The organism is Mucilaginibacter sp. 21P (genome assembly GCF_019331605.1).
Classification (GTDB): Bacteria; Bacteroidota; Bacteroidia; order Sphingobacteriales; family Sphingobacteriaceae; genus Mucilaginibacter; species Mucilaginibacter achroorhodeus.
The window spans coordinates 3674552-3698282 of the sequence record NZ_CP063061.1 but is presented as its reverse complement, the minus strand read 5'-3'; the positions used below and the strand labels follow the sequence as shown (position 1 = coordinate 3698282).

At 42.8% G+C, this 23731-nt stretch carries 25 protein-coding genes; 19 read left to right on the top strand and 6 right to left on the bottom strand.

The window, feature by feature from the left end:
* The first annotated feature begins 51 nt into the window (after positions 1 to 51).
* The 4 genes from INP83_RS16535 to INP83_RS16520 all read left to right on the top strand — a co-directional run bounded on the left by INP83_RS16535 (position 52) and on the right by INP83_RS16520 (position 4225).
* Positions 52 to 2523 (top strand): glutaminase family protein, encoded by a 2472-nt coding sequence (locus INP83_RS16535; RefSeq protein WP_219125131.1) that lies wholly within the window; start codon positions 52 to 54, stop codon positions 2521 to 2523.
* A 158-nt stretch (positions 2524 to 2681) separates the two neighbouring features.
* A complete protein-coding gene (locus tag INP83_RS16530; RefSeq protein WP_219125130.1) occupies positions 2682 to 3602 on the top strand; it encodes an MBL fold metallo-hydrolase in 921 nt (306 codons plus the stop codon).
* Between the two features lie 24 nt (positions 3603 to 3626).
* Complete coding sequence (locus tag INP83_RS16525; RefSeq protein ID WP_255563176.1) at positions 3627 to 3869, top strand: DUF3820 family protein; 243 nt, start codon at positions 3627 to 3629, stop codon at positions 3867 to 3869.
* A gap of 98 nt (positions 3870 to 3967) precedes the next feature.
* On the top strand, positions 3968 to 4225 hold the full coding sequence (locus INP83_RS16520) for a helix-turn-helix domain-containing protein (RefSeq protein WP_219125129.1): 258 nt from the start codon (positions 3968 to 3970) through the stop codon (positions 4223 to 4225).
* A gap of 1 nt (position 4226) precedes the next feature.
* Here the strand turns inward: INP83_RS16520 and INP83_RS16515 are convergent, their stop codons facing one another.
* From INP83_RS16515 to INP83_RS16505, 3 genes are read right to left on the bottom strand one after another with little or no spacing between them, the layout of a single operon-like run.
* Positions 4227 to 4679 carry a type II toxin-antitoxin system RatA family toxin gene (locus INP83_RS16515; protein ID WP_219125128.1) on the bottom strand — a complete coding sequence of 151 codons (453 nt, stop codon included), beginning with the start codon at positions 4677 to 4679 and terminating at the stop codon, positions 4227 to 4229.
* Between the two features lie 4 nt (positions 4680 to 4683).
* Positions 4684 to 5808 (bottom strand): magnesium/cobalt transporter CorA, encoded by a 1125-nt coding sequence (gene corA / locus INP83_RS16510; protein WP_219125127.1) that lies wholly within the window; start codon positions 5806 to 5808, stop codon positions 4684 to 4686.
* A gap of 16 nt (positions 5809 to 5824) precedes the next feature.
* The gene (locus INP83_RS16505) at positions 5825 to 6436 is read right to left on the bottom strand and encodes a WbqC family protein (protein WP_219125126.1); all 612 of its coding nucleotides are present in this window, start codon (positions 6434 to 6436) and stop codon (positions 5825 to 5827) included.
* A 35-nt stretch (positions 6437 to 6471) separates the two neighbouring features.
* Here INP83_RS16505 and INP83_RS16500 point away from each other — a divergent pair, with 35 nt between their 5' ends.
* Together INP83_RS16500 and INP83_RS16495 are read left to right on the top strand one after the other, a co-directional pair.
* Positions 6472 to 7356 (top strand): lysophospholipid acyltransferase family protein, encoded by an 885-nt coding sequence (locus INP83_RS16500; protein ID WP_219125125.1) that lies wholly within the window; start codon positions 6472 to 6474, stop codon positions 7354 to 7356.
* Entirely contained in the window at positions 7353 to 8393 is a 1041-nt protein-coding gene (locus INP83_RS16495) for a glycosyltransferase family 2 protein (protein ID WP_370630574.1), read from the top strand. The genes INP83_RS16500 and INP83_RS16495 overlap by 4 nt, the downstream gene beginning before the upstream one ends.
* 92 nt (positions 8394 to 8485) lie before the next feature.
* On the opposite strand, the gene aroQ is transcribed toward INP83_RS16495, so the two are convergent.
* On the bottom strand, positions 8486 to 8908 hold the full coding sequence (aroQ, locus tag INP83_RS16490; RefSeq protein ID WP_219125124.1) for a type II 3-dehydroquinate dehydratase: 423 nt from the start codon (positions 8906 to 8908) through the stop codon (positions 8486 to 8488).
* Between the two features lie 42 nt (positions 8909 to 8950).
* On the opposite strand from aroQ, the gene xerD reads away from it, so the two are divergent.
* The gene (gene xerD, locus INP83_RS16485; RefSeq protein ID WP_219125123.1) at positions 8951 to 9856 is read left to right on the top strand and encodes a site-specific tyrosine recombinase XerD; all 906 of its coding nucleotides are present in this window, start codon (positions 8951 to 8953) and stop codon (positions 9854 to 9856) included.
* A 69-nt stretch (positions 9857 to 9925) separates the two neighbouring features.
* Here xerD and INP83_RS16480 read toward each other — a convergent pair whose 3' ends face one another.
* On the bottom strand, positions 9926 to 11338 hold the full coding sequence (locus tag INP83_RS16480; protein WP_146269651.1) for a phosphoglucomutase/phosphomannomutase family protein: 1413 nt from the start codon (positions 11336 to 11338) through the stop codon (positions 9926 to 9928).
* Positions 11339 to 11429: 91 nt separating this feature from the next.
* Between INP83_RS16480 and INP83_RS16475 the strand changes: the two genes are divergently transcribed.
* The 5 genes from INP83_RS16475 to INP83_RS16455 all read left to right on the top strand — a co-directional run bounded on the left by INP83_RS16475 (position 11430) and on the right by INP83_RS16455 (position 16545).
* Positions 11430 to 12740 (top strand): aspartate kinase, encoded by a 1311-nt coding sequence (locus tag INP83_RS16475; protein ID WP_219125122.1) that lies wholly within the window; start codon positions 11430 to 11432, stop codon positions 12738 to 12740.
* A gap of 57 nt (positions 12741 to 12797) precedes the next feature.
* Positions 12798 to 13994 (top strand): diaminopimelate decarboxylase, encoded by a 1197-nt coding sequence (lysA, locus tag INP83_RS16470; protein ID WP_219125121.1) that lies wholly within the window; start codon positions 12798 to 12800, stop codon positions 13992 to 13994.
* Between the two features lie 298 nt (positions 13995 to 14292).
* Positions 14293 to 15432, top strand: coding sequence for a GAF domain-containing protein (locus tag INP83_RS16465; protein ID WP_219125120.1), 1140 nt, complete (start codon positions 14293 to 14295; stop codon positions 15430 to 15432).
* 91 nt (positions 15433 to 15523) lie between these two features.
* Positions 15524 to 15718, top strand: coding sequence for a cold-shock protein (locus INP83_RS16460; RefSeq protein WP_146269647.1), 195 nt, complete (start codon positions 15524 to 15526; stop codon positions 15716 to 15718).
* Positions 15719 to 16179: 461 nt separating this feature from the next.
* Positions 16180 to 16545 carry a YtxH domain-containing protein gene (locus INP83_RS16455; RefSeq protein WP_146269645.1) on the top strand — a complete coding sequence of 122 codons (366 nt, stop codon included), beginning with the start codon at positions 16180 to 16182 and terminating at the stop codon, positions 16543 to 16545.
* A 62-nt stretch (positions 16546 to 16607) separates the two neighbouring features.
* Here the strand turns inward: INP83_RS16455 and prmC are convergent, their stop codons facing one another.
* A complete protein-coding gene (prmC, locus tag INP83_RS16450) occupies positions 16608 to 17480 on the bottom strand; it encodes a peptide chain release factor N(5)-glutamine methyltransferase (protein ID WP_219125119.1) in 873 nt (290 codons plus the stop codon).
* A 33-nt stretch (positions 17481 to 17513) separates the two neighbouring features.
* Here prmC and ribD point away from each other — a divergent pair, with 33 nt between their 5' ends.
* The 7 genes from ribD (at position 17514) to INP83_RS16415 (ending at position 23730) form a co-directional block, all read left to right on the top strand.
* Complete coding sequence (gene ribD, locus INP83_RS16445; RefSeq protein WP_219125118.1) at positions 17514 to 18563, top strand: bifunctional diaminohydroxyphosphoribosylaminopyrimidine deaminase/5-amino-6-(5-phosphoribosylamino)uracil reductase RibD; 1050 nt, start codon at positions 17514 to 17516, stop codon at positions 18561 to 18563.
* An 11-nt stretch (positions 18564 to 18574) separates the two neighbouring features.
* Positions 18575 to 19453 carry a DMT family transporter gene (locus INP83_RS16440; protein WP_219125117.1) on the top strand — a complete coding sequence of 293 codons (879 nt, stop codon included), beginning with the start codon at positions 18575 to 18577 and terminating at the stop codon, positions 19451 to 19453.
* The gene (locus INP83_RS16435; protein WP_219125116.1) at positions 19454 to 20068 is read left to right on the top strand and encodes a YigZ family protein; all 615 of its coding nucleotides are present in this window, start codon (positions 19454 to 19456) and stop codon (positions 20066 to 20068) included.
* Positions 20069 to 20145: 77 nt separating this feature from the next.
* The gene (gene mgtE / locus INP83_RS16430; RefSeq protein WP_219125115.1) at positions 20146 to 21495 is read left to right on the top strand and encodes a magnesium transporter; all 1350 of its coding nucleotides are present in this window, start codon (positions 20146 to 20148) and stop codon (positions 21493 to 21495) included.
* 115 nt (positions 21496 to 21610) lie between these two features.
* Positions 21611 to 22627, top strand: a complete 1017-nt coding sequence (bioB, locus tag INP83_RS16425; protein ID WP_219125114.1) for a biotin synthase BioB — start codon at positions 21611 to 21613, stop codon at positions 22625 to 22627.
* A 51-nt stretch (positions 22628 to 22678) separates the two neighbouring features.
* A complete protein-coding gene (locus INP83_RS16420) occupies positions 22679 to 23368 on the top strand; it encodes a DUF6624 domain-containing protein (RefSeq protein ID WP_219125113.1) in 690 nt (229 codons plus the stop codon).
* A 47-nt stretch (positions 23369 to 23415) separates the two neighbouring features.
* Positions 23416 to 23730 (top strand): hypothetical protein, encoded by a 315-nt coding sequence (locus tag INP83_RS16415; protein ID WP_146269637.1) that lies wholly within the window; start codon positions 23416 to 23418, stop codon positions 23728 to 23730.
* The last annotated feature ends 1 nt before the right edge of the window (position 23731 follow it).

Genomic DNA, 23731 nt, shown 5'->3' with positions numbered 1-23731 from the left:
ATTGACTATCTTAGCGATATCAATTAATAACTGTTAAACATACATCTATTTATGAAAAGCACTTTCAAGTACGCCTTAACGGCGGCTGCGCTATTCGCATGCAAATTTGCGGGGGCGCAGGCAACCAAAGCGCCCGCCTATCCATTGATAACCCATACCCCGTATTTTAGCGTATGGTCTTTTACGGATGAGTTGAATGAATCTACCACCAACCATTGGACAGGTAAGCATCAGTCGCTTTTAGGTTTGATCAAAGTTGATGGCGAAACTTATCGTTTTATGGGTAAACAACCCGTAAGCTATCGTACTTTGGTACCTGCCGGTGAAGAACAACCTCACTCCGTTAAATACACAGAAACCGACCCGGGCAAAGGCTGGGAGGAAACCGGCTTTAATGATAAAAACTGGAAAACCGGCATGGCACCATTTGGTGATGATGCTAACCAGGCAAAAACAGTTTGGACTGGCCGCGACCTGTGGATACGCCGTACTTTTACATTCACCAAGACAGATATTAATAAACTGATACTTCGCCTTCGCCACGATGATGAGGCGGATGTTTACCTTAACGGTGAAAAAATAAACCATAGCGACGGTGCCAACGGCGATCTGCAAGCTATCGAATTAGGCAAAAGTGCCATAAACAAATTACGAGATGGTGAGAACGTTCTTGCTATGCATTGTGTGAATACCGGCGGCGGTGCCTGGCTTGATGCCGGTTTTGCCGAAGAAGTAGAACCTGCAGAATATGAAGGTCTTAAAGACGCAAAGCAAACCTCGGTAGTAATTACTGCTACCCGTACCATCTACAAATTTAAAGCTGGTAAAACCGATCTGGAGTTAACTTTTACTTCGCCATTGCTAATGGACAACCTAAGCCTTATGGCAAGGCCTGTTAGCTATATCACTTACAATGTGAAAGCTAATGACGGTAAAACGCATAATGTGCAGGTTTACGTAGGCGCGTCTGCCGATCTGGCCCGTAACAAACCTACGCAGGAAGTAACGGCTTCAAAAACCATTAGCAACGGTTTAAGCATCTTAAAAACAGGTACTAAAGAACAACCTATCCTTAAAAAACGCGGAGATGATGTGCGTATTGATTGGGGTTACTTCTACGTGGCTGCACCGGTTACAGAAAAAGCATCGCAATACATCACCAATGATAACCAGGCAGTTGGTTCATTTGCCGGCAATGTTAAAACCGGCCCAATAGAAGAAGGTACAAGTGTTTTTCTTAATACGGTTATTCCGTTCGGTAAGGTAGGTGCAGCACCGGTAGAAAAATTTGTTGAATTGGGATACGATGATGTTTATTCCATTCAATATTTCGGTAAAAACCTTCGCCCATGGTGGAACCAGAACGGCAATCAAACCATTGTTGGCCAATTAAAACAAGCCGCGGCAGATTACAAAGCCACAGTTGCTAAATGCAAGGCTTTTGATACCAAGATCTACAACGAAGCGGCTGCTGCCGGTGGTGCTGAGTATGCTAAGCTTTGTGCTATTGCATACCGCCAAACCATTGCTGCACACGCTTTGGTACGTAGTCCGCAGGGCGAATTGTTGTTCCTTTCTAAAGAAAACTTCAGTAATGGTTCTATCAATACGGTGGATATTACCTATCCATCGGCGCCGCTGTTCCTGGTTCATAATCCCGATCTGCTTAAGGGCATGATGAACGGTATATTCTACTACAGCGAGAGCGGCAAATTTTCTAAGCCATGGGCAGCCCATGACCTGGGTACTTACCCGCAAGCCAACGGCCAAACCTACGGTGAGGATATGCCGGTTGAAGAATCAGGTAATATGGTTTTATCTGCCGCCGCAATTGCAAAGGCTGAGGGTAATGCTGCTTATGCAAAAAAACACTGGAAAACACTAACTACCTGGGTTAACTTCCTGGTAAAGGATGGTTTAGACCCTGCCAACCAATTATGTACCGATGACTTTGCCGGCCACTTGGCGCGTAATGCAAACTTATCCTTAAAGGCTATTAATGGTATAGGTGCCTATGCTATGATGGCCGACATGCTTGGCGACAAAGCAACTGCCACAAAATACCGCGCTATTGCAAAAGATTACGTTGGCCGCTGGATGAAAATGGCTGATGCTGGTGACCACTACTCACTGGTGTTTGAAAAGCCTGATACCTGGAGCCAGAAATATAACCTGGTTTGGGATAAAATGCTTAAGCTAAATCTGTTCCCGCAGAGTGTATATGATCGTGAGATAAAATATTACCTCACCAAGCAAAATGAGTTTGGTTTACCGCTCGATAGCCGTAAAACATATACTAAATCAGACTGGATCATGTGGACAGGCTCTTTAACAAGTGATGCCAATGATTTTAAGGCGTTGGTAGGCCCTATTTATAAATACGCTACAGAAACGCCAACCCGCGTACCACTAAGTGACTGGCACGAAACTACCAACGGCAGGCAGGTAGGTTTCCAGGCGCGCAGCGTAGTAGGTGGTTACTGGATGAAAGTGCTTGAAAAGAAATGGGATAAAAAGAAATAGTTTTTAATTATGACTTGGAAAGGCGGTAGGCAACTATCGCCTTTTTTGTTTTACAAAATTTTTCACAACAATACTGTTACTAACAATTTTAGTTGGTGCGGAAACTTTGGCCGAATGCTTGTGTTAAAATCATAACCAATTAAAATCAAGTTAACGTAATGAGTTCTAAATATTTCCAAGTAGGGCAGGGTGTGTGGGGCTTGCGCTTGTTATTCGTAAACATTTACATGATCGCAAATCGTCGCGGTGTAGGCAAAGGCTGGGTTCTTGTTGATACAGGCGTTAAGGGTTCGGAAGATAAGATCATCGAAATAGCGGAGAGTCTGTTTGGCTTGGGTACCAAGCCTACAGCTATCGTGTTAACTCATGGCCATGCAGATCATTCGGGTTCGCTAAAGGCACTGCTCAAACATTGGAATGTTCCGGTTTACGTTCATCCGCTTGAAGTTCCTTATTTAACAGGCCGTTCATCATACCCGCCGGCTGATACCAGTGTAGGCGGGGGATTCATGACGCTTATCTCGTGGATGTGGCGCACAACGCCCATCAACGTTAGCCGCAACCTGCGCGAAATTGATCCGTATGATGGTATCCCTGAACTGCCCGAATGGAAAGTTATCCACACACCTGGCCACACGCCGGGCCATATATCACTGTTTTTTCCGCTGAATACAACACTGATAGCTGGCGATGCGTTTACAACAACGCGTACAGAATCTGCAGTTTATGCACTCAGTTACATGAAAAAAATAAGCGGTCCGCCAAAATATTTGACTACAGATTGGTACGCTGCGGCGCGCTCTGTACGTAAGCTGGCAGCGCTGCAACCACGTATTGTTGCTACGGGCCACGGGCCTGTAATGCGTGGCCGCGAATTGCTTACTTCACTAAGTTTTCTGGCAAATCGGTTTGAAACTATGGCTGTACCTAAAGAGGGCCGTTATGTGCGCAGCAGCGCTCTAGCCGATGAAAACGGGGTGCGGTATATCCCTCCGCAAACAACTAATAGAAAACAAACTGTCGGCTTGGCATTAGCGGCTTCGGTGGCAGCATTTTGGTTAGTTAAGCAGCTTTGGTAAGCTATATTGTGTTACTTTTACTGCGTGGATAACGTTACGCCAAACCCGCAGATATTGATCGATATCGTAAACACCCGTATGCCTTACGGAAAGTACCAAAATCAGTTGCTTTGCGATATACCGGTACACTATCTGGAGTGGATGCACAGCCGTGGTGGTTTCCCGCCGGGCAAATTGGGCATGATGCTGAGCACTGTTTTCGAGATCAAAACAAATGGGGTTGATAAGATACTGCGGGAGATAAAGTCAAGGTACGGCCGTATATAATAAACTCAATTATTAATTCTAAACTAAAAAATTAAACCAGTCGATAAATCCAAGCGTTAATCTGCTTCGTAAGTCTGTTAAGTACACAGGTTTAAACTATGAAGTCGGAGTTTGATAAAAAGATTGAAGATATCGTTTTTAATATAAGGTTGATCCGCGAAAAACGGAATTACACCCAGGAGTATATGGCGGCAAAGATGCAATGCTCGCAAAATGCATACTCAAAGTTAGAGTTAGGTTACTCAAAATTAACTGTTGAAAAATTGCTGCAGGTTGCCGAGGTTTTAGATGTAACCGTGGCAGAGCTGGTTAACCCGCAGCGGGCTATTGCCCATGGGTTTTCAAACCGTGGTTAATTTATAAAGGCAGTGCCTCAACGGCTCGTTTAAGGTCATTGAGGCGTTGCTTAACATTGTTCTGCAAGTTTCTCTTTATTTGACTTTTAAAGAGATTGAAAGGAAAACGTAATTGGAAAGAGTACGTGAACAAAACTTCAGTTTCGTTAGCTTCAAGCTCCTTAAAATTCCATGATCCTGAGAAAGATCTGAACAAGTAAGGCCCTTTGGTCATTTTAATGGCGGTAACCTTTGGGCGGTTGTAAGATACGTATTCAGTCTCCATTCCCAAGCCATTATGTGCAACACACCACGCCCGTACACCTTTGCCCGCTTCGGTAGCGCCATTGATAAGCCTTGCTTCTTTAAGGAAGGTATCCCATTTTAGCCTATTATTATAATCCTGAGTGTAATCGAAAATCAGAGATGGTGCTTGGTTGATGATGATCTTTTCTGCAAACTTCAGGGATTCCATAGATCTATAACTTATTAAACCAGCCCTTCCTCCAAAATACAAATAGTTGTACTATAGCGAGGGCAAGCATCCCGATAAGGGCGTAAACGTAGCCATGATGAGCGTACAGCTCTGGCATATTATCGGGTATAAGGCGGCCGTGAGCATCTTCCCTGCTAAAATTCATCCCGTAGATACCGGCAATAAAGGTAAGTGGTATAAATATAACCGAAATGATGGTTAGCACCTTCATGATCTCGTTCATGCGGTTACTTACCATGCTCAGATAAAGATCAATGATACTGCTGGTAACCTCCTTGTAGCTTTCCACCATATCCATGGCTTGTATACAGTGGTCGTAAGCATCGCGAAGGTAAATTTTGGTATCTTTATTTATCTCCGGGTTTTCACTACGGATCATGTCGTTGATCTTATCACGCTCGGGCCAGCACGCACGGCGGATCACGATAAGCGTGCGTTTCAATTGCTGCGCATCAAACATAATGCGCTTGTCAGGGTGGTCATATAGCAGATCCTCAGTTTCATCAATACGGTCGCCGAGTTGCGCAAGTAGCACAAAGTAGTTATCCAGTATGGTATCGGTTAGCGAGTAGAGGATAAAACCTGGTCCGCCGGTGCGAATTAGTCCTTTGCCGGCTTTAAGGCGGGTTTTAACAGCCGCAAAGTAATCGCTGTAATCTTCCTCAAAGCTTATGAATATATTATCCTTAACAATCCCACTGAACTGACAATTGGTTAGCTCGTTATTCTTGTCGAGGTATAAAATTCGACTGGTAGCAAATACATAACCCTCATACTCGTCAAACTTAGGTCGCTGGTGTGTATTTACAATATCCTCTAACACCAAATGGTTGATGCCTAAAAATGTGCCAATGTCTTCCATCAACTGCACATCGCCCAGGCCGTTTATTTTTATCCAGTGGGTATGGTCTTTACATTTGGCCATCTGCTTGGTGATGGTTTCCATGTTAGTGCCCTTGCTGGTTTGCAGGTCTTTATCGTTAAATGAATAAACCTCAATTTTAGGTTTTTTAGCATCCTCAGGTATGTCAATAGTGCCGGGTTGCGAACCAACCTCGTACTTGCGCCGTTTATGCTTATAATGTACCCTGCCTGAGTATGACTTCATGTTTTTACTGTGATGCTTACAAGTAGTTTGCAGCCTGCGGGCCCTGGTTAAACAGCAGGTCTACAATGCTGAGGTTGGGCAAAAAGCCGTTCCGCTCTTCAAAAACCTGAAAGTATTGCTTTTGTTCTGTGGCGAGGGTTGCTTTTGCGTTAAAAGCATTCCGCAGATCCGTCAGGCCGGGATATTCGGTCTCGTACGTATCGGTAAAACTGACCTCCAGTTTATTCTTGGTGAGGCGAAGCAGCAGCTCAAACAGTTCGCGGTTATAATCTAAAAGGTAATCGTAACGTTTTTCGTAGAAAGGAGCAAAATCGGCCTCATAATATTCAAAGTAAGCAGAGCGGCGGTAGCATGCCTGCAGGCTCATCCAGTGTAAACGCTGCCATCTAAAATCGTAGCTTATCTTAACATCTTTAGTTTTGGTGTGGTTTTTTGATCCCTTTACTACGGGCACTACCAGGCTTAACAAACCATCTGGCGAGTAAATGTTGGCCCTGTTACGATAGGTTTGTTTTGGAAAATGTTCTTCCACATCAAAAACCACATCAGGCTTAAAGGCATTCAGCTTTGTAAAATACTCAACCGGGGGCAGGTAAAACATCGGTAAAACAGCACCGTTGGCAATCATATATATTTTTTATGTTTGTGGCAAAATTGGTAAAAATGTTAAGAAAAGCGGCTTCGGGTGCGGGTATATTTTTTTTATACCTTATCTCGCTATTGCCCTTTTGGCTGCTTTATGCCATTGCCGATGTTATTTACCTTGTTTTGTATAGCCTGGTGAAGTATCGCGTGCCCGTGGTACGCGAGAACCTGAAGAACGCGTTCCCGGAGAGGAGTGAGGCCGAACGCAGAAAAATTGAAAAACAGTACTACCACTACCTTGCAGACCTGATGGTTGAAACCGTTAAGATGATAACGGTTAGTGAGGCCCAATTACGCAAGCGCATGAAGCCTACTAACCCGGAGATGGTAGAACATTACTTTAGCCGGGGCCGAAGCATTATAGCCGCCGCCGGGCATTACTGCAATTGGGAAATGGCCGCACTTGCATTTGGTTTGCTTACCAAAGAGAAAAGGGTGATAGTTTATAAGCCGCTTAAAAATCCGCAGTTCGACGATCTGTTTAACAAAGTGCGCGCACGTTTCGGGGCCATACTTGTGTCTATGAAGCAAACGTTGCGGACGATGATCGCCATTAAAAATGAGTTGAGTTTTAGCGTTCTGGTGAGCGACCAAACGCCTAATATGCACGAGATAAATTATTTCACTACGTTTTTGAACCAGCCAACTGCGGTTTTTTTAGGGATCGAGAAATTAGCCAAACTACTTGATGCGGTTGTACTATTTTACCGCATAGATAGGGTTAAACGGGGCTATTATACCTACACCCTGGTACCTTTGATTGAAGAGCCTAAGAAAACTGAGGGACACGAAATTACCGAAGCGCACGTACAATACTTAGATAAATTAATACAGGAAAAACCGCAATACTGGCTGTGGAGCCATCGCCGGTGGAAATACAAGCCGGAGGACCTGAACTTATGATGAACACCCCCAAAGTTGCCGTGGTGATATTGAACTGGAACGGCATCAAATTCCTCCGCGATTTTTTGCCCTATGTGCTTGCATCTACCTGGCCTAACCTGGATATCGTTGTTGGCGATAACGCCTCAACCGATGGGTCTGTAGCATTTTTGCAGGGTATGTACCCGCAGATACGCATCATTGAGAATAAAGAGAACTATGGCTTTACAGGTGGTTATAACCGGGTATTGGCGCAGGTTGAGGCTGACTATTACATTTTGCTGAACTCCGACGTAGAGGTACAGCCCGGATGGATAGAACCGGTTATAGCCTTAATGGAAAGTGATGATGCTATTGCTGCTGCTGCGCCGAAGATATTGGCATATCATCAAAAAACGCATTTTGAGCATGCCGGTGCCGCTGGTGGCTTTATAGATAAATTTGGTTATCCGTTTTGTAGAGGCCGAATTTTTTATGAGATAGAAGAAGATAAAGGGCAATACGATAATACTTGCGAGGTTTTTTGGGCTACAGGTGCGGCCATGTTTGTAAAGAAAAAGTATTGGGACGAAGCCGGTGGTTTCGACGAAAGCTTTTTTGCGCATATGGAAGAGATAGACCTTTGCTGGCGCTTAAAAAACATGGGGTATAAGGTGATGTACTGCGCCGAATCAACCGTATACCATGTAGGTGGCGGCACGCTTAATTCCGAAAACCCGTTTAAAACTTACCTTAATTTCCGTAATAACCTGTTGCTGTTAAAGAATAATCTGCCTGCATGGCGTGCCTTTTGGGTGATCAATCTGCGTTTTTGGATGGACCTCCTTGCCCTGGTGCGTTTTATGATGGAAGGTAAACGCAAAGATGCCTGGGCGGTAAGTCGGGCGCATCAAAACTTTGTCAGGCAGTTGTTTAAGTCAAATGTTAAAAGTCAAAAGTCTAAAGTTGCATGGGGTAAGAGCCAGACCGGCATGTATTACCGAAGTATTGTTTGGGATTTCTTTTTTGATAAAAAGCACAAGTTTACCGAGCTTGAAGCGGAGAAAGTCAAAAGTTAAAGGCTTAGCGCTATTAACGTGTAGTAAGGTGTTCACGAGCGTTCACGAATGTTCACGGTGTTCACGTGCGTGAACGTGAACACCTCACCGGATTAATATTTCAGTAGCAAACTTTCAATTCCTAACCTGTAAGAGTGCATTCCAAAACCGGCAATAACACCCTTGCAACTTGCGGCCAGCATAGAATGGTGACGAAACTCTTCGCGTTTGTAAACGTTTGATATATGCACTTCAATCACGGGTGTATTAATGGCTGCAATGGCATCAGCGATAGCGATGGAGGTGTGGGTGTAGGCACCTGCGTTAAGCACTATGCCATCAAAATTAAAGCCAACTTCATGCAGTTTATTTATAATTTCGCCCTCAACGTTACTTTGAAAGTAGCTGATATTAACATCAGGAAAATTTGCTTTTAATTCGGCTAAGTAGCTTTCAAAATCGGCACTGCCGTAAATGGATTTCTCGCGTACGCCAAGCAGGTTTAAGTTTGGCCCGTTGATTATTTGTATATTCATTTGTTTTCAAACTTAGCTATAAAGCATCAAAACTAAAATAATTTGGATTGGGCATCGGCAATAAAAGGATTTAAGACCTATCTAAAGCTGGAGAGGTCGCTTGCAGGCAACTCCATCGAGGCCTACACACGCGATATCGAGAAACTGCGCCAGTTTGCTGATGCCGAATTGACTGGTCTGCAACCTGATAAATTTACGCTTCAAAACCTGCGAGATTTTATCAATTGGATAAGTGAATTAGGAATGACCGCTACGTCGCAGGCGCGTATCCTATCAGGCATTAAATCTTTTTATAAATTTTTGTTGCTTGATGATGTTATCCAAAGTGACCCTTCGGAACTATTGGAGATGCCGCGCATCGTGCGCAAACTGCCGGATACGCTGAGTTACGATGATATCCAAAGCATGATAACAGCTATCGATCTCTCAAAACCTGAAGGCGGCCGTAATAAAGCCATGCTGGAAGTTTTATATGCCTGCGGTTTGCGGGTATCAGAGTTAACGGAACTGCGTTTATCTAATCTCTCCCTGCATGCTGACGATGAGTTTATTAAAGTAAAAGGCAAAGGCAGCAAAGAGCGGTTGGTGCCTATTGCAAGGCAAGCCATAAAAGCGTTGCAGATATGGATAGAACAGATACGTGTGCACACCCCGGTACAGAAAGGAGAGGAGCATATTGTTTTCCTAAATAGAAGGGGTAAAAGGCTTACGCGAGTTTATGTGTTTCTACTTATTAAGGAACTGGCAGAGAAAATAGGGTTAAAGAAAACCATAAGTCCGCATACCTTCAGGCATTCGTTTGCCACGCACTTGGTTGAAGGCGGCGCCGACCTACGTGCAGTGCAGGAGATGCTGGGCCACGAAAGCATCACAACCACCGAGATCTACGCCCACCTGGACAGGCAGTATCTTAAAAGCGTTATCACTGAATATCATCCAAGAAGTTAAATAGAAAAGGCCTGCCGAGGCAAGCCTTTTCTTGTTCTATGAATTCTTAGATACTGTAAATTCTGATTTTTATTTCAAAAGATCAGCTTTTACAGTATCTAATATTTTAAATGATTCGGCAGTAGTTGGTGCCTCGGCGTAAACACGTAATACAGGCTCGGTACCAGATGGGCGTACCATTACCCAGCTTTCATTCTCAAAGAAGAATTTGAAGCCATCCAGGTCTTCAGTACGATCAACTTTAAGGTTACCAAAGGATTGGTATTTACCGCTTTTGCAATTGCTAATGATCTCTTGTTTCTTTTCTTCGGTAACGTGAAGGTCATAACGCTCAACAGCAAATTTGCCAACAACATCATAGATCTCCTGAACAAGTTCTTTAAGCGAACGGCCGCTTTTTGCCATAAACTCCCATATCATCAAACCTATCCAAACGCCGTCGCGTTCCGGGATATGGCCGTTAACAGCAATACCACCAGACTCTTCACCACCAACCATAAATTGTTTGCCTGAGTTTACGATAAGGTCGCAGATGTATTTGAAACCGATTTTGGTAACGGTATTGTTAAGGCCGTAAGCATCACACAATTTCTGTATTTTGCTCGTACAAGAGAAGGTTGAGTAAACTTCGCCGCGTTCGCCCTTCACTTTGTACATGTAGTGAATTAGCAACAAAAGAATGTGGTGCGAATCTACAAAGTTGCCATCAGCATCATACAAACCAATACGGTCTGCATCACCATCGGTAACCAAACCCGATGCAATTTCGCCTTCCGATAATTTGATCAGTTGCTCAAACTCTTGCAGGTTACGTTGGATAGGTTCAGGTGCCTGGCCATCAAAACCTGGATTGTAATCTGCATGCAGGAAGGTAATATCCGGGAACAAGCGGCGCATTACGTTTTGGCCTGCACCGTACATGGCATCATAAGCCCATTGTAATCCGCTATCGCGAATTGCAGCTATATCAAAGCTTTTTTCTGCATGCTCAACATACATATCCTCCAGGTTGATATATTCAACAAGCCCTTCAGTAACATAATCTGCAACGGTTTTTAATTGCAGGTCAATGGTATCAGGTATCTGGCTTTCTACTTTTTCAATATCATCCGGTGTAGCAGGGCCGCCATAAAACGCTTTAATTTTATAACCGTTATAAGCAGGCGGGTTATGGCTGGCAGTAATGATTATACCCGCCGATGAACCGGTACGTACTGTACCCAAAGAGATCATCGGGGTTGAAACAAAAAGGTTTTCGGCACGGTGTACCTTTATACCTTGCGATGCCAGTACACAAGTAGTTGCATCGGCAAACATAGGGCCCGCAAAGCGGGGATCACAGCCAACCAGGGCCGATGGATTTTCAAAATTGTCTTTAAGCCACAGCGCAGTAGCATAAGCTACGCGTTTAACGTTTTCCAAGGTAAAGTCGTCGGCAATGATAGCTCTCCAGCCATCCGTTCCGAATTTTATTTTAATCATTTTAAGAAGATAAGTGGTTTAAAATCCTATTTTTAGCGCCTCAAATATTGATACAAGAATATCAATCATTTGTGGTAAACGGAAATAAACAATGAAAGTTTTAAAATTTGGCGGAACATCGGTCGGTAGTGCCGCCCGTATGCAAAAACTGCTGGATATTATAAACCCGAATGAACGGCAAATTGTAGTGCTATCGGCCATGTCTGGCACTACTAATAGCCTGGTTGAGATAGGGCAGGCATACCTCACCTCTGACAAGGCCAAAGCAGCTTCGCTGATAGCTGCTTTAAAACAGCAATATGAAGCTGTAGTAAAACAACTTTTCAGTAACCCGGAGTATCAGGGGCAAGCGAAGGAGGTTATCTATCATCACTTTGGTTTGTTAAGCGGCTTTGCTAATGATCTGTTTACATCTATTGAAGATAAAATTATCCTGGCGCAGGGCGAACTGCTATCTACCACGCTGTACCATATCTACCTTAAAGAAATCGGTGTGCCATCAGTGCTATTACCGGCACTTGATTTTATGCGTATAGATGAGGATAATGAGCCGGTGGTTGACCATATCACCACGCATTTACAGCCTATGCTGGATAAGCATGCGGATGTGAATCTTTTTATAACGCAGGGCTTTATTTGCCGTAATGCATTTGGCGAAATAGATAACCTTCGTCGCGGCGGCAGCGATTACACTGCGTCACTCATCGGTGCAGGTATCCATGCAGAGGAAGTGCAGATATGGACGGACATCGACGGTATGCATAACAATGATCCGCGGATAGTTAACAATACAAAACCTATTGCGCAGCTTTCGTTTGATGAGGCTGCCGAGCTTGCTTACTTTGGTGCCAAGATATTGCACCCTCAAAGCGTTTTTCCGGCACAGAAATACAAGATTCCCGTTCGTTTACTTAATACCATGGATCCGCAGGCTGCCGGTACTTTAATTACCAATACCAGCGAAAAGGACAAAATAAAATCCATAGCGGCGAAAGATGGTATTACGGCTATTAAGATACAAAGCAGCAGAATGTTGCTGGCCCACGGTTTCCTACGCCGGGTATTTGAGGTATTTGAGCGTTATCGTACGTCGATAGATATGATCACCACATCAGAAGTGGCAGTATCATTAACAATAGATGACATTACTTATTTGGATGAGATCAATAAAGAACTGGGTAAATTCGGTACTGTTGAAGTCGATGTAAACCACACTATAATTTGTGTGGTAGGCGATTTTGCTGCTGAAAAGAACGGGTACGCAGCGAGGGTACTTGATGCCATTAAGCATGTTCCTGTGCGAATGATATCATATGGCGGCAGCGATCATAACCTATCATTGCTGGTTAAAACAGAACAAAAAACAGAGGTTTTAAGAAGTCTGCACAGCAGGTTGTTTTAAGCACTCATTACGGGGAAGTCATTTGTATTTTTGACTTTTTAATTTTGACTTACAATCATGTTCAACAATAATACCATTCAGCGTTTCAACAATATCGAAACACCCTTTTACTATTACGACCTTGGCGTGTTAAAAAATACGCTTGATGCTTGTCGCGATGCTTCAGCGAAATACGATTTCCATGTGCATTACGCCATGAAGGCAAATTTTAATAGTAAGGTGGTTGATATGGTGCAATCATACGGCTTTGGTGCGGATTGCGTTAGCGGCAACGAAGTTAAAGCTGCCATTGAACATGGTTTTAATAAAGGCAAAGTTGTTTTTGCCGGTGTTGGTAAATCTGACAAAGAGATCAATTACGCTTTAGAGGCCGATATTTTTTGTTTCAATGTAGAGTCCGTTCAGGAATTGGAGATCATCAATGAGCTTGCACAGACCAAAGGAAAAGTTGCAAGCGTTGCTATCCGCATTAACCCCAATGTTGATGCGCATACGCATCATTTTATAACTACCGGTCTTGACGAAAATAAGTTCGGTATAAATACCTGGCAATTAAACGATGTTGCCGAAGCATTACGCAACCTTAAGAACATCAAATTCTTAGGCATACACTTCCATGTCGGGTCACAAATAACGGATATGGAAGTATTCAGAAATCTTTGCACACGTATCAACGAAATAGCCGAGTGGTTTGAAGACCGAGGTTTCCCGATAAAGGTTTTGAACGCGGGCGGCGGTTTAGGGGTCGACTATTATAATCCTGATACAAACATACCGGACTTTGCAAGCTATTTCGAGGTATTCAGCAAGTTCCTGAATGTTAAACCTGGTCAGGAAGTGCATTTTGAATTAGGCCGTGCATTGGTAGCACAGTCTTCGTCGCTGATCTCCAGAGTGCTTTATGTGAAGAACGGTCAAAAGAAAAACTTTCTAATCCTTGATGCCGGTATGACCGAGCTGATGCGCCCTATGCTATACCAGGCTTATCATGAGATAGAAAATGTGAGTAGAGGAGAGGGAGCGAGGAGCGAAGGGGCCGAAGATATTTCTGGTAATGCTGCATACTCTTCGCCGACAAAATACGACGTTGTTGGCCCTATTTGCGAAAGCACGGATTGTTTCAGAAAAGATGTAGATCTGCCGCAATCTTTCCGTGGCGATCTGATCGCTATACGTACGGCAGGTGCTTATGGCGAAGTGATGGCCTCAAATTATAATCTTCGCGATAAAGTGGAAAGCGTTTACTCTGAATAATTTTGCGCCTTGTTTCTATTGTTGTAACGTTTTTAGGTGATTATCACTAAAAAGTTACATTACTCTGATTTTTACAGTCAAGCAATATATTAACCTGCGTAAACGTGATATTCCTTTAGGTTGTCGTTTTTGTTAAAAAAATTTCGAAAATCTTAGGCTTGAAGCCAACGTTAGCTAAAATTTTTATGTATAAAGTTGTATGAATGTGTTGCACCACAAATTGGTATAACAAACATTTAAAGGCATTTAATGTATAATAGGTGCAATTTGCACTATGTAAACAGCAATACCTAACTGCATGAATTATACGGAGGAAGAAAGGCTTAAAGCTGTTGAAAGATTTAAACAGCTCGACGCTAATATAACTACCGACCTGAACGAACTTGTAAATCTTGTGGCCGTAATATGTGACGCGCCGGTTGCCCTCGTGACCCTGCTTGATGAAGACACCCAATGGTTTAAAGCCTTTGTAGGAACCGACCTTACTTGTACAGACAGGCAGGTGGCATTCTGTAACGATACTATTAAACATACCGGACTTAACGTTATAGCTGACACTCATTTAAGCGAACATTTTAAAAGTAACCCACTTGTTACAGGGGCCCCCTTCGTGCGCTTTTATGCCGGTGCACCATTAATCACTAAAGACGGATTTGCGGTGGGCAGCCTTTGTATAATTGATACCAAGCCGCGTGTATTAACTGAGCACCAAAAAACTACGTTACTGGTAATGGCAAAACAGGTAGTACACCTGATGGAACTGAACTGGAGCTTAAAAACTCTTGAACATAAACATGAGATAGAGCAGGCCCAAATACTCGCTATAAGCGAATCTGAGATAAAGCTGAAGGCTATATTTGACAGTTCTACCGATATGCACCTGTTGGTTGACAGCAACTTTGAGGTCATCGCTTTCAATAAATCAGCCGAAAATTTTGTTAAACAGAATTATAAGCACACCCTGGCATATCGGGATAACATATTAGATTACACCGATACCGATATATTGAGTCAGTTTAAAAAATGTTTTAAAATGGCTTTATCGGGGCGTGCGATAAAACGGGAATGGATGATGATGGCAGGAACTATCAATGCATGCTGGAAGATAACCACTTTTATCCCTGTAAAAAATAATAATGGTGATATTATAGGTGTTGCGCTAAGTTCAGCAGATATAACACGTCATAAAAGGCAGGAGGCTTACATAAACGTTCAAAACGAAGCATTAAGAAGAATAGCCCTTATTCAATCACACGAACTGCGTCGTCCTGTTGCTTCTTTATTGGGTATTATGGACCTTATCAAGATGGAAAAGATCAATTTTGATTATTTCGACCTGATGGAAGTGACCATTAATGAGCTCGACGAGAAGATCAAAACCATTGTTAAAGATTCTGAAAATACCTTAGGAGGCAGGCAACTATCTGTAGTAGCTTAATGTACATTGTTGTACAGCTGATAAGCTATTACATGAAATAGTTGTAATCCCGATTATTATGCATACCTTGCGCACTTTAATAAATATTATAATGCAAAAACAAGGAACAGTTAAATTTTTCAACGAAACAAAAGGTTTTGGTTTTATCGTACCACAAGATGGTGGCCAAGAGATTTTTGTTCATTCAACAGGCCTTATCGACGAAATTCGTGAAAACGATAAAGTTGAATACGACGTTGAAAATGGTCGCAAAGGCTTAAATGCCGTTAACGTAAAAGTAGTTTAATTATATCATCATATAACTAAGATTACCAAAAGAACATCCGCTCCAAAAGGGCGGATGTTCTTGTTTTATATCAGTTGTTACCGCTTATCCAAAATGCTACTGATGATATAGCAATCAGTGCAAAAACAAGTAGAATTAAAACGTCAAGTGTACGCCTTAGTATACGATGTACAAGGTTTTCACGCCGATCAAAATGACGTAAAAAACGGTATTTTAATAAAAGCAAAATACCCGCTGCTATAAACACTACCAGGAAGAAGACCTTTCTAAAATGAAGGTCCTGCATATCCGCTATAAAATTGCTCCAATTCATTGCTTAAGGCAACAACCATTCTATTGATTTTGTGTGGACAGCAGTAAATGCAGACTTTATGCAAGCGTTAATTTTGTAATTATATAAACACAGCGGTATGGTATTTGTTACTTAAGTACAAAATCGTCTACAACAAAACGTAACAATTATGAAAGATCAAGCAAAAGTAATAGCAGCATTATTAGTTGGTGCTGCAGCGGGCGCCGCTTTAGGTTTATTATTGGCTCCGGAAAAAGGTGAGGATTTACGCGGCGACATTGCTGATTACGTAAACGACCTTGTAAATAAAGCCAAGGACAAAGCGCAACACACTGCCGAAAATGTTAAAGATTACAGCAGCAATGTTGTTGATAACGTTAAAAAAAAATTTAACGGTGTAGTGGGCGATGCAAAAGACGCCTATGAAGATGCTAAAGATAAAGCTCAAAGCTATGCCGAAAACGGTTACGATGATGCAAAATCCAAAGTAAAAAGCACAGCGAATGATTGGAATAATTCAATCCAAAACGCCTGAAGGTATAATTAAACAAAAAAATAGAAGAGCCCGGAATTTCCGGGCTCTTCTATTTTTAGAGGCTATGCTTTAAGGGCTTTGATCATCCTGTCTCGGCCGCTCATATCTTGCCGAAGTTCAATCTTATCAAAACCTTTCGCAATTAACATCTCGCTGGTTTCTTTTCCGAAGGCTTCATTGATCTCAAAGAACAGCAGGCCATCTTTATCCAGTTGTGTATTAGCAAAATCGGCTATAGCGATATAAAATTTTAGTGGTTCTTCTTCCGGTACAAACAAGGCCGTGTGAGGTTCGAAATCAGTAACATTGGCATGCATCTTCAATTTGTCTGCCGGCGTAACGTAAGGAGGATTGCTGACAATAATATCATATCTGTTATCAATTACCTGATAATTGTTTTTGTCCAAAATATCCACGTTATGGAAATCAACTTTTGCCTCGTTGATCATGGCGTTTCTTTCTGCTGTCCTTAGAGCCTCCATCGAAATATCTACAGCGCTCACATGGGCATTAGTAATATTTTTACTCAAAGTAATAGCGATACAACCGGTGCCTGTACCGATGTCCAAAATTTGCAAAGATCTTTGATCTTGCACTTTTAACTTTTGACTTTCCAATATCCACGCAACCAATTCTTCCGTTTCCGGTCGGGGAATTAGCGTTGCAGCATTTACCAAAAATTGGAGTCCATAAAATTCAGTACTTCCCAAAATGTACTGAACAGGTTTGCCGGTTGAGAGCTCCTGCAATATTTGCGGTAATTTATCTACTGTTTCCGACGGCAGGTCATCATCCTCAAATGCCTTTAGCTTCGCACGAGACATGCCAGTGAGCTCCTGTAGCACCAGCATTGCAATCGCCTCTGCCTCTTGAGGACCGTAGAGATCATTCAGTTGATTTTTGAAGGATAATACGGCATCCTTAATAGTTTTCATGCAACAAAGTAACATAAAAGCTACTTTTGCACAATGGCATCAGCAGTAATATACATGCAGCGTTGTTTAGAGCTGGCGGCATTAGGAGCAGGTTACGTAAGTCCGAATCCGATGGTTGGCGCTGTGATCGTTCATAACGACAGGATAATAGGTGAGGGCTATCACCGCAAATATGGCGAAGCCCATGCCGAGGTAAACGCCGTTAACATGGTGATCGATCGCTATACCGATGCCGCGCAATTACTACAAGAGGCTACCATTTACGTATCACTTGAGCCCTGTGCACATTACGGTAAAACCCCACCCTGTGCTGATTTGATCATTAAACATCAGATACCGCGCGTGGTTGTTGGGTGCCGCGATCCTTTTTCGCAGGTAGATGGCAAGGGCATTGAAAAGTTACTGGCTGCCGCGCTGGGTGTAACTACCGGGGTTTTGGAACAAGAATGCCGTTGGTTAAACCGGAGATTTTTTTCACGGGTGCAAAAGCACCGCCCTTACATCATTCTTAAATGGGCGCAAACAGCCAACGGCTTTTTTGCCCCGGCGGACGGTTCACAATTTTGGATAACAGGCGTCGAAAGCCGTAAACTGGTTCATCAGTGGCGCGCGGAAGAAGATGCCATATTGGTGGGCAAAAACACTGTTTTAGCGGATAACCCGCAATTGAATGTGCGCTATGCAGAAGGCCGTTCGCCCAGGCGGGTGGTCATTGACCGGCAATTGCAACTTGATAAGACTTTTAATGTCTTTGATAAAACAGTAGAAACGCTTGTTTTCAACGCAGAAAAGTTTGATGTTGATGATAATATCAAATACATTCAGCTGGAAGATTTTGACAATTATGTACCACAATACATCATGTACCAGTTATATCTGCAGGATATACAATCGGTTATCATAGAGGGTGGTGCAAAAACATTGCAGCATTTTATCGATGCCGGGTTGTGGGACGAAGCAAGGATCTTCACCGGCCAGGCCACTTTACGTGCAGGGATACCAGCGCCACGCTTAAGCGGTAAAAATGAAGGTAGCCAAACAATTGGCAGTGATATTTTACAGATATTTACCAATCAACCTTAAAAGCTTATTTAATGTTATACGTTTTCCTAAGCGTTTGCTGCAGTGTAATTGTATCGGTGCTATTAAAAGTTGCACGGCGCTACAGCATTGACGTTTTTCAGGCCATAACCTGGAACTACGGGATGGCTATCCTACTTACATGGTTTTTCTTTAAACCCAATTTCGGCACTTTTGAAATAAAGCAAGCACCGCTTGGCGTATATATTGCCGTTGGTATTTTATTGCCGCTGATATTCTGGATAATGGCCAAATCAGTACGACTTGCCGGCATAGTGCGTACGGATGTTGCGCAGCGGCTTTCGTTATTTATATCACTTTTTGCAGCTTTCCTGCTATTTGGTGATCAGTTTAACCTTGCAAGATTAGCTTGTTTTTCAGTAGGTTTTGCAGCAATATTGTGCTCTATTCCATGGCAAAAGCAAACGGCTAACCGCAAGGTTTTAAGTAATGCATGGCTATACCTGATATGCGTTTTCATTGGCTTCGGTGCCATTGATATCCTGTTTAAGAAAGTTGCAGCTTTTACGGCTGTGCCCTATACCACTTCTTTATTTTTCATATATGCTTTGTCTTTTGTTATTGCGCTCATAAGCCTTGCAGTAAAAGTTATTTCAGGTAAAACACGTATACATTGGGCGCACATTATGTTTGGGTTAATATTGGGAGTAGCCAATTTTGGTAACATTTTATTTTATTTAAAAGCGCATAAAGCCTTGTCAACAAGCCCTTCGCTTGTGTTTTCTGCAATGAACATTGGGGTAATTTCGGTTGGCGCCCTGGTGGGTTTAGTAGTATTCCATGAGCGGCTCAGCAAGCTCAACAAGTTAGGTTTGGCACTTGCCATCATCTCAATTATTATGATCACTACGGTGAATATTATGCACTGGTAAATGCTTTTTCAAGATACTTACAAAACAATTTCCGAACCTGTCGAAGCTATTTTTCGCGATAGGGGCAGCAAATTTTTGGCTTATGCTTACCCGGTTAGCAGCGATAGCGATATTAAGCCCATAGTCGCAAAACTAAAGGCAGAGCATCCAAAGGCAAATCATCATTGCTGGGCTATCAGGCTTAGTATAGATCGCTCTGTATTCCGCGTTAATGATGATGGCGAACCGTCCGGTACAGCAGGAAGACCGATATTAAATACACTGCTATCTAAAGATATTACCAATACACTGGTGGTCGTTGTGCGCTATTTTGGAGGTACGCTATTGGGTGTGCCGGGCTTAATAAACGCCTATAAAACGGCAACGGAAATGGCACTTGCCGAAGTAAGGGTTATTGAGAAAACCATTAACGATATTTACACCATAAGCTTTGATTATCCGCAAATGAATGATGTAATGCGCATCATTAAAGATGAACAGCTACAGGTTTTAGAGCAACGCTCGGAATTAAATTGCACTATCCAATTCTCCGTTCGTAAAACACAGGTAGAAGTTGTAATGAGTAAGCTCAATAAGCTTACCGGCGCTAATGTCAGATACGATTACAGCGGCTGATATTTTGCTAAATTCTTCCTGAAACTACACGCTTTGCAGGCTCATTTTTTGCTTAAAAATGCCTAAATTGCCTGCATATGCAATCATTTGAGATAGATAAATCAGATCTGCTCCGCATCAAAACCGCGCTTGAGGGTGATGATGCTGAATTAGAGTTGGTTCTGAAGGACTACCATGCCTCAGAGATCGCTATTTTATTTGAGCGCCTGCCGCACGAAGCCCGCGAACGTATCATCAACATCCTGCCTGCCGAAGAAGCATCAGAAGTTATTACCGAGATGGACGAAGAAAGCCATCCCGAGGACTTACTGGTAAATCTTGACCCCGAGAAGCGCACCGAAATTGTTGAGGAACTGGATTACCATGTGGCTACCGACATCATCAGCCAGATGGACGAGGAGGATCAGCAGGAAATCCTACAGGAGATCGATCAGGAAGATGCTATCAGCATTCGTGCACTGTTAAACTACGATGAAGATACTGCGGGTGGTTTAATGAACTCGCAGGTTATCTGCGTCAACATCAACTCCGACAAGAAAGATGCTTTAGACGAGATCATCCGCCAGTCTGAAGAGATGGAGGAGTTTTATACCATTTACGTGGTGAATGATGACAAGATATTGCAAGGTATTGTTTCCATCAAAGATATCATCAAAGCGCGTAGTGAGGTTAAGATCCGTGATATATACCAGCACGATCCGGTGTTTGTAAAAGCTGATCTTGACCAGGAAGAAGTTGCTAAATTGATATCTCAATATAACCTCACCAGTATCCCCGTTGTTGACGACCATATGAAACTGCTGGGCCGCATTATGGTTGATGACATAATCGACGTAATGGAGGAGGAGAACACAGAGGATATCTTGAAGATTTCCGGTGTATCTGAAGATGAGGAACTGAGCGGTAACTGGAAAGATGCAGTAAAGAGCCGTTTGCCCTGGCTCGTTATTAACCTGGGCACAGCATTTCTGGCTGCGGCGGTTATCAGGCAGTTTACGCACGTAGAAGAGGAGTTGCCCATTATAGTTGCCTACGTAACCATTATTGGTGGTATGGGCGGTAACGCTGCAACGCAAGCACTGGCGGTTACAGTAAGGCGTATCTCATTAAGTGACCTTACAGACAGGCAAACTTATCGCACGGTGATTAAGGAAATTTCAGTGGGCTTGATCAACGGTATGGCCAATGGACTGATCGTATTGTTGTTTGCTTTGCTGTATGATAAAAACCCAATGCTCGGTTTGGTGCTTTTCCTGGCTATGACTGGTAATCTCATTGTGGCAGGTTTAACAGGCGCAGGCATCCCGCTCATATTAAAACGGCTGGGCATAGACCCGGCAGTGGCATCGTCCATCATCATTACTACTTTTACAGATTGTATAGGATTTTTGCTACCCTTATGGTTGGCGAGCAAACTTTTATTGTAGCTTGATTTTCAAATCAATATCATTAAAGTGATTTGCATTTGTTGAAATAGAAAATAATCTTTGAATATTTGCATTGTTAAGCCACGCTTTTATTACTGTTAACGTAATCACACATATGACTGAAGTAAGATACGACTGGACCCAGGAAGAGATCTCAAAAATATACCACTCACCTTTATTGGATTTAATTTACCGCGCAGCTACTATTCATCGCGAAAATAAAGACTATGCAGAAGTGCAGATCAGTTCGCTGATCTCTATAAAAACAGGCGGTTGTCCCGAGGATTGTGCTTATTGCCCCCAGGCAGCACGTTATAGTACCGGTGTTGATGTGCATGCCTTAATGCCTAAAGAAGAGGTAATAGCTGCTGCAAAGCGTGCTAAAGAAGGTGGTGCATCAAGGTTATGTATGGGCGCTGCATGGCGCGAGGTACGCGATAACCGTGATTTTGACAAAGTGTTGGATATGGTTACAGCTGTAAACGAATTGGATATGGAAGTTTGCTGCACCCTGGGTATGCTTACCGAAAACCAGGCACAACGCCTGGCTGATGCCGGTTTATATGCTTACAACCACAACCTGGATACCTCTGAGGATGATTATAAACGTATTATTACTACCCGTACCTATGATGAGCGTTTAACCACACTTGAGCACGTTCGCAAAGCGAAAATATCTGTGTGCAGCGGTGGTATCATTGGTTTGGGTGAAACTACAGCTGATAGGATCTCGATGCTTAAAACGCTTTCAAATCTGCCTAAACACCCAGAATCAGTACCTATTAACGCATTGGTACCTGTTAAAGGAACGCCACTGGCAGAGCAACCCCGCGTGTCTGTTTGGGATATGGTTAGGATGATCGCCACAACGCGTATCATTATGCCTAAAACGGTGGTGAGGTTATCAGCTGGCCGTACCGAAATGAGTACGGTTGAACAGGCCTTATGCTTTATGGCGGGAGCCAACTCGATATTTGCAGGTGAGAAATTGCTAACCACACCAAACCCTACATTTGATGAGGACATGTTCATGTTTGAACTATTAGGATTAAAACCACGCCAGGCATTTAAGAATGGCCGCCCTAACGAGCCCAAAGAATTGCGCGAGATGAGCATTAACGAAGTTTTCTAATTTCCTAATGCAAAGTTCGGTTTGTAGTTTTACGTAAATAGTAAACCTGCTATGAACCGCAAAGTATTCTTCTTTATAATTCTTACGCTGTGTTTTATTCAAGTTAAAGCACAGCGTAAGATCAATCTTCCCCTCAGACATCAGCTCGACAGTTTGTATGCACTTGATCAACATTATCGGGCAATGATGTCAGAGAAGTTTACTAACAAACAGATAGATTCCATAAAGAAGGCATTAAATCTTAAGGATGGAGATTTTTTTTCACAGATAAATAAAATATCTGATAATACCGATTCATCAAACACAAAAAGGGTACAAGCAATCATAGCGCAATATGGTTATCCGGGAAAGTCGCTTGTAGGTGAACCAACTAATGAGGCTGCTTTTTTTGTTTTGCAGCATTCAACGGTAATAGACAAGTATCTTCCCATTGTAGAAAAAGCTGCAAACGAAAAGGAATTGCCGTTCTATTTATATGCTATGATGAAAGACCGTTCGTTGATGTATAACAATAAAGAACAAATTTTGGGTACGCAGGTTAAGGGCATGCGCTTAACTAACAAGCAAACCGGCAAGCTTGAGTTTAAAATGTATGTGTGGCCTATACAAGATGCGGCTAATGTGAACGAACGCCGAAAAGCTGCAGGCTTCCCGCAAACTGTTGAGGAAAATGCTAAACGCCTTGGTGTTAGTTATAAACCCTACACGCTTGAGCAAGCGCTTAAAGGCGATGTAAATTAAAAAACAAAATCTCATAGCATTGCTTTTATACTAAAAATATAAACGCCATGGGATTTGACCAATATCACGAACCACCAGAAGAACTTTCTGCAGAAACACGCACTTTCGCCCGCATGATCGTATCATTAGGCGAAGAGGCTGAAGCCATTAACTGGTACGAGCAACGTATATCTGTTGAAACAGATGAACAAGCCAAAGCCATTATGCAAAACGCTCAGCACGAAGAATTTAAGCATTTTGGTATGGACCTGGAATTTTTGCTACGTAAAAAACCTGTTTGGCGTAAAACACTCGAAGCCATTTTGTTTAAGCAAGGCGATATAGTGGAGCTTGGCGAAAAAGGCGAGGAAGCTTCAGAATAAA

Bases quoted from the DNA above. Each gene is read 5' to 3' on its own strand.
- INP83_RS16535 (WP_219125131.1), top strand. From the start codon at position 52: ATGAAAAGCACTTTCAAGTACGCCTTAACGGCGGCTGCGCTATTCGCA.
- INP83_RS16530 (WP_219125130.1), top strand. From the start codon at position 2,682: ATGAGTTCTAAATATTTCCAAGTAGGGCAGGGTGTGTGGGGCTTGCGC.
- INP83_RS16520 (WP_219125129.1), top strand. From the start codon at position 3,968: ATGAAGTCGGAGTTTGATAAAAAGATTGAAGATATCGTTTTTAATATA.
- INP83_RS16515 (WP_219125128.1), bottom strand. From the start codon at position 4,679: ATGGAATCCCTGAAGTTTGCAGAAAAGATCATCATCAACCAAGCACCA.
- corA (WP_219125127.1), bottom strand. From the start codon at position 5,808: ATGAAGTCATACTCAGGCAGGGTACATTATAAGCATAAACGGCGCAAG.
- INP83_RS16505 (WP_219125126.1), bottom strand. From the start codon at position 6,436: ATGATTGCCAACGGTGCTGTTTTACCGATGTTTTACCTGCCCCCGGTT.
- INP83_RS16500 (WP_219125125.1), top strand. From the start codon at position 6,472: ATGTTAAGAAAAGCGGCTTCGGGTGCGGGTATATTTTTTTTATACCTT.
- INP83_RS16495 (WP_370630574.1), top strand. From the start codon at position 7,353: ATGATGAACACCCCCAAAGTTGCCGTGGTGATATTGAACTGGAACGGC.
- aroQ (WP_219125124.1), bottom strand. From the start codon at position 8,908: ATGAATATACAAATAATCAACGGGCCAAACTTAAACCTGCTTGGCGTA.
- INP83_RS16480 (WP_146269651.1), bottom strand. From the start codon at position 11,338: ATGATTAAAATAAAATTCGGAACGGATGGCTGGAGAGCTATCATTGCC.
- INP83_RS16475 (WP_219125122.1), top strand. From the start codon at position 11,430: ATGAAAGTTTTAAAATTTGGCGGAACATCGGTCGGTAGTGCCGCCCGT.
- lysA (WP_219125121.1), top strand. From the start codon at position 12,798: ATGTTCAACAATAATACCATTCAGCGTTTCAACAATATCGAAACACCC.
- INP83_RS16465 (WP_219125120.1), top strand. From the start codon at position 14,293: ATGAATTATACGGAGGAAGAAAGGCTTAAAGCTGTTGAAAGATTTAAA.
- INP83_RS16460 (WP_146269647.1), top strand. From the start codon at position 15,524: ATGCAAAAACAAGGAACAGTTAAATTTTTCAACGAAACAAAAGGTTTT.
- INP83_RS16455 (WP_146269645.1), top strand. From the start codon at position 16,180: ATGAAAGATCAAGCAAAAGTAATAGCAGCATTATTAGTTGGTGCTGCA.
- prmC (WP_219125119.1), bottom strand. From the start codon at position 17,480: ATGAAAACTATTAAGGATGCCGTATTATCCTTCAAAAATCAACTGAAT.
- ribD (WP_219125118.1), top strand. From the start codon at position 17,514: ATGGCATCAGCAGTAATATACATGCAGCGTTGTTTAGAGCTGGCGGCA.
- INP83_RS16440 (WP_219125117.1), top strand. From the start codon at position 18,575: ATGTTATACGTTTTCCTAAGCGTTTGCTGCAGTGTAATTGTATCGGTG.
- INP83_RS16435 (WP_219125116.1), top strand. From the start codon at position 19,454: ATGCTTTTTCAAGATACTTACAAAACAATTTCCGAACCTGTCGAAGCT.
- mgtE (WP_219125115.1), top strand. From the start codon at position 20,146: ATGCAATCATTTGAGATAGATAAATCAGATCTGCTCCGCATCAAAACC.
- bioB (WP_219125114.1), top strand. From the start codon at position 21,611: ATGACTGAAGTAAGATACGACTGGACCCAGGAAGAGATCTCAAAAATA.
- INP83_RS16420 (WP_219125113.1), top strand. From the start codon at position 22,679: ATGAACCGCAAAGTATTCTTCTTTATAATTCTTACGCTGTGTTTTATT.
- INP83_RS16415 (WP_146269637.1), top strand. From the start codon at position 23,416: ATGGGATTTGACCAATATCACGAACCACCAGAAGAACTTTCTGCAGAA.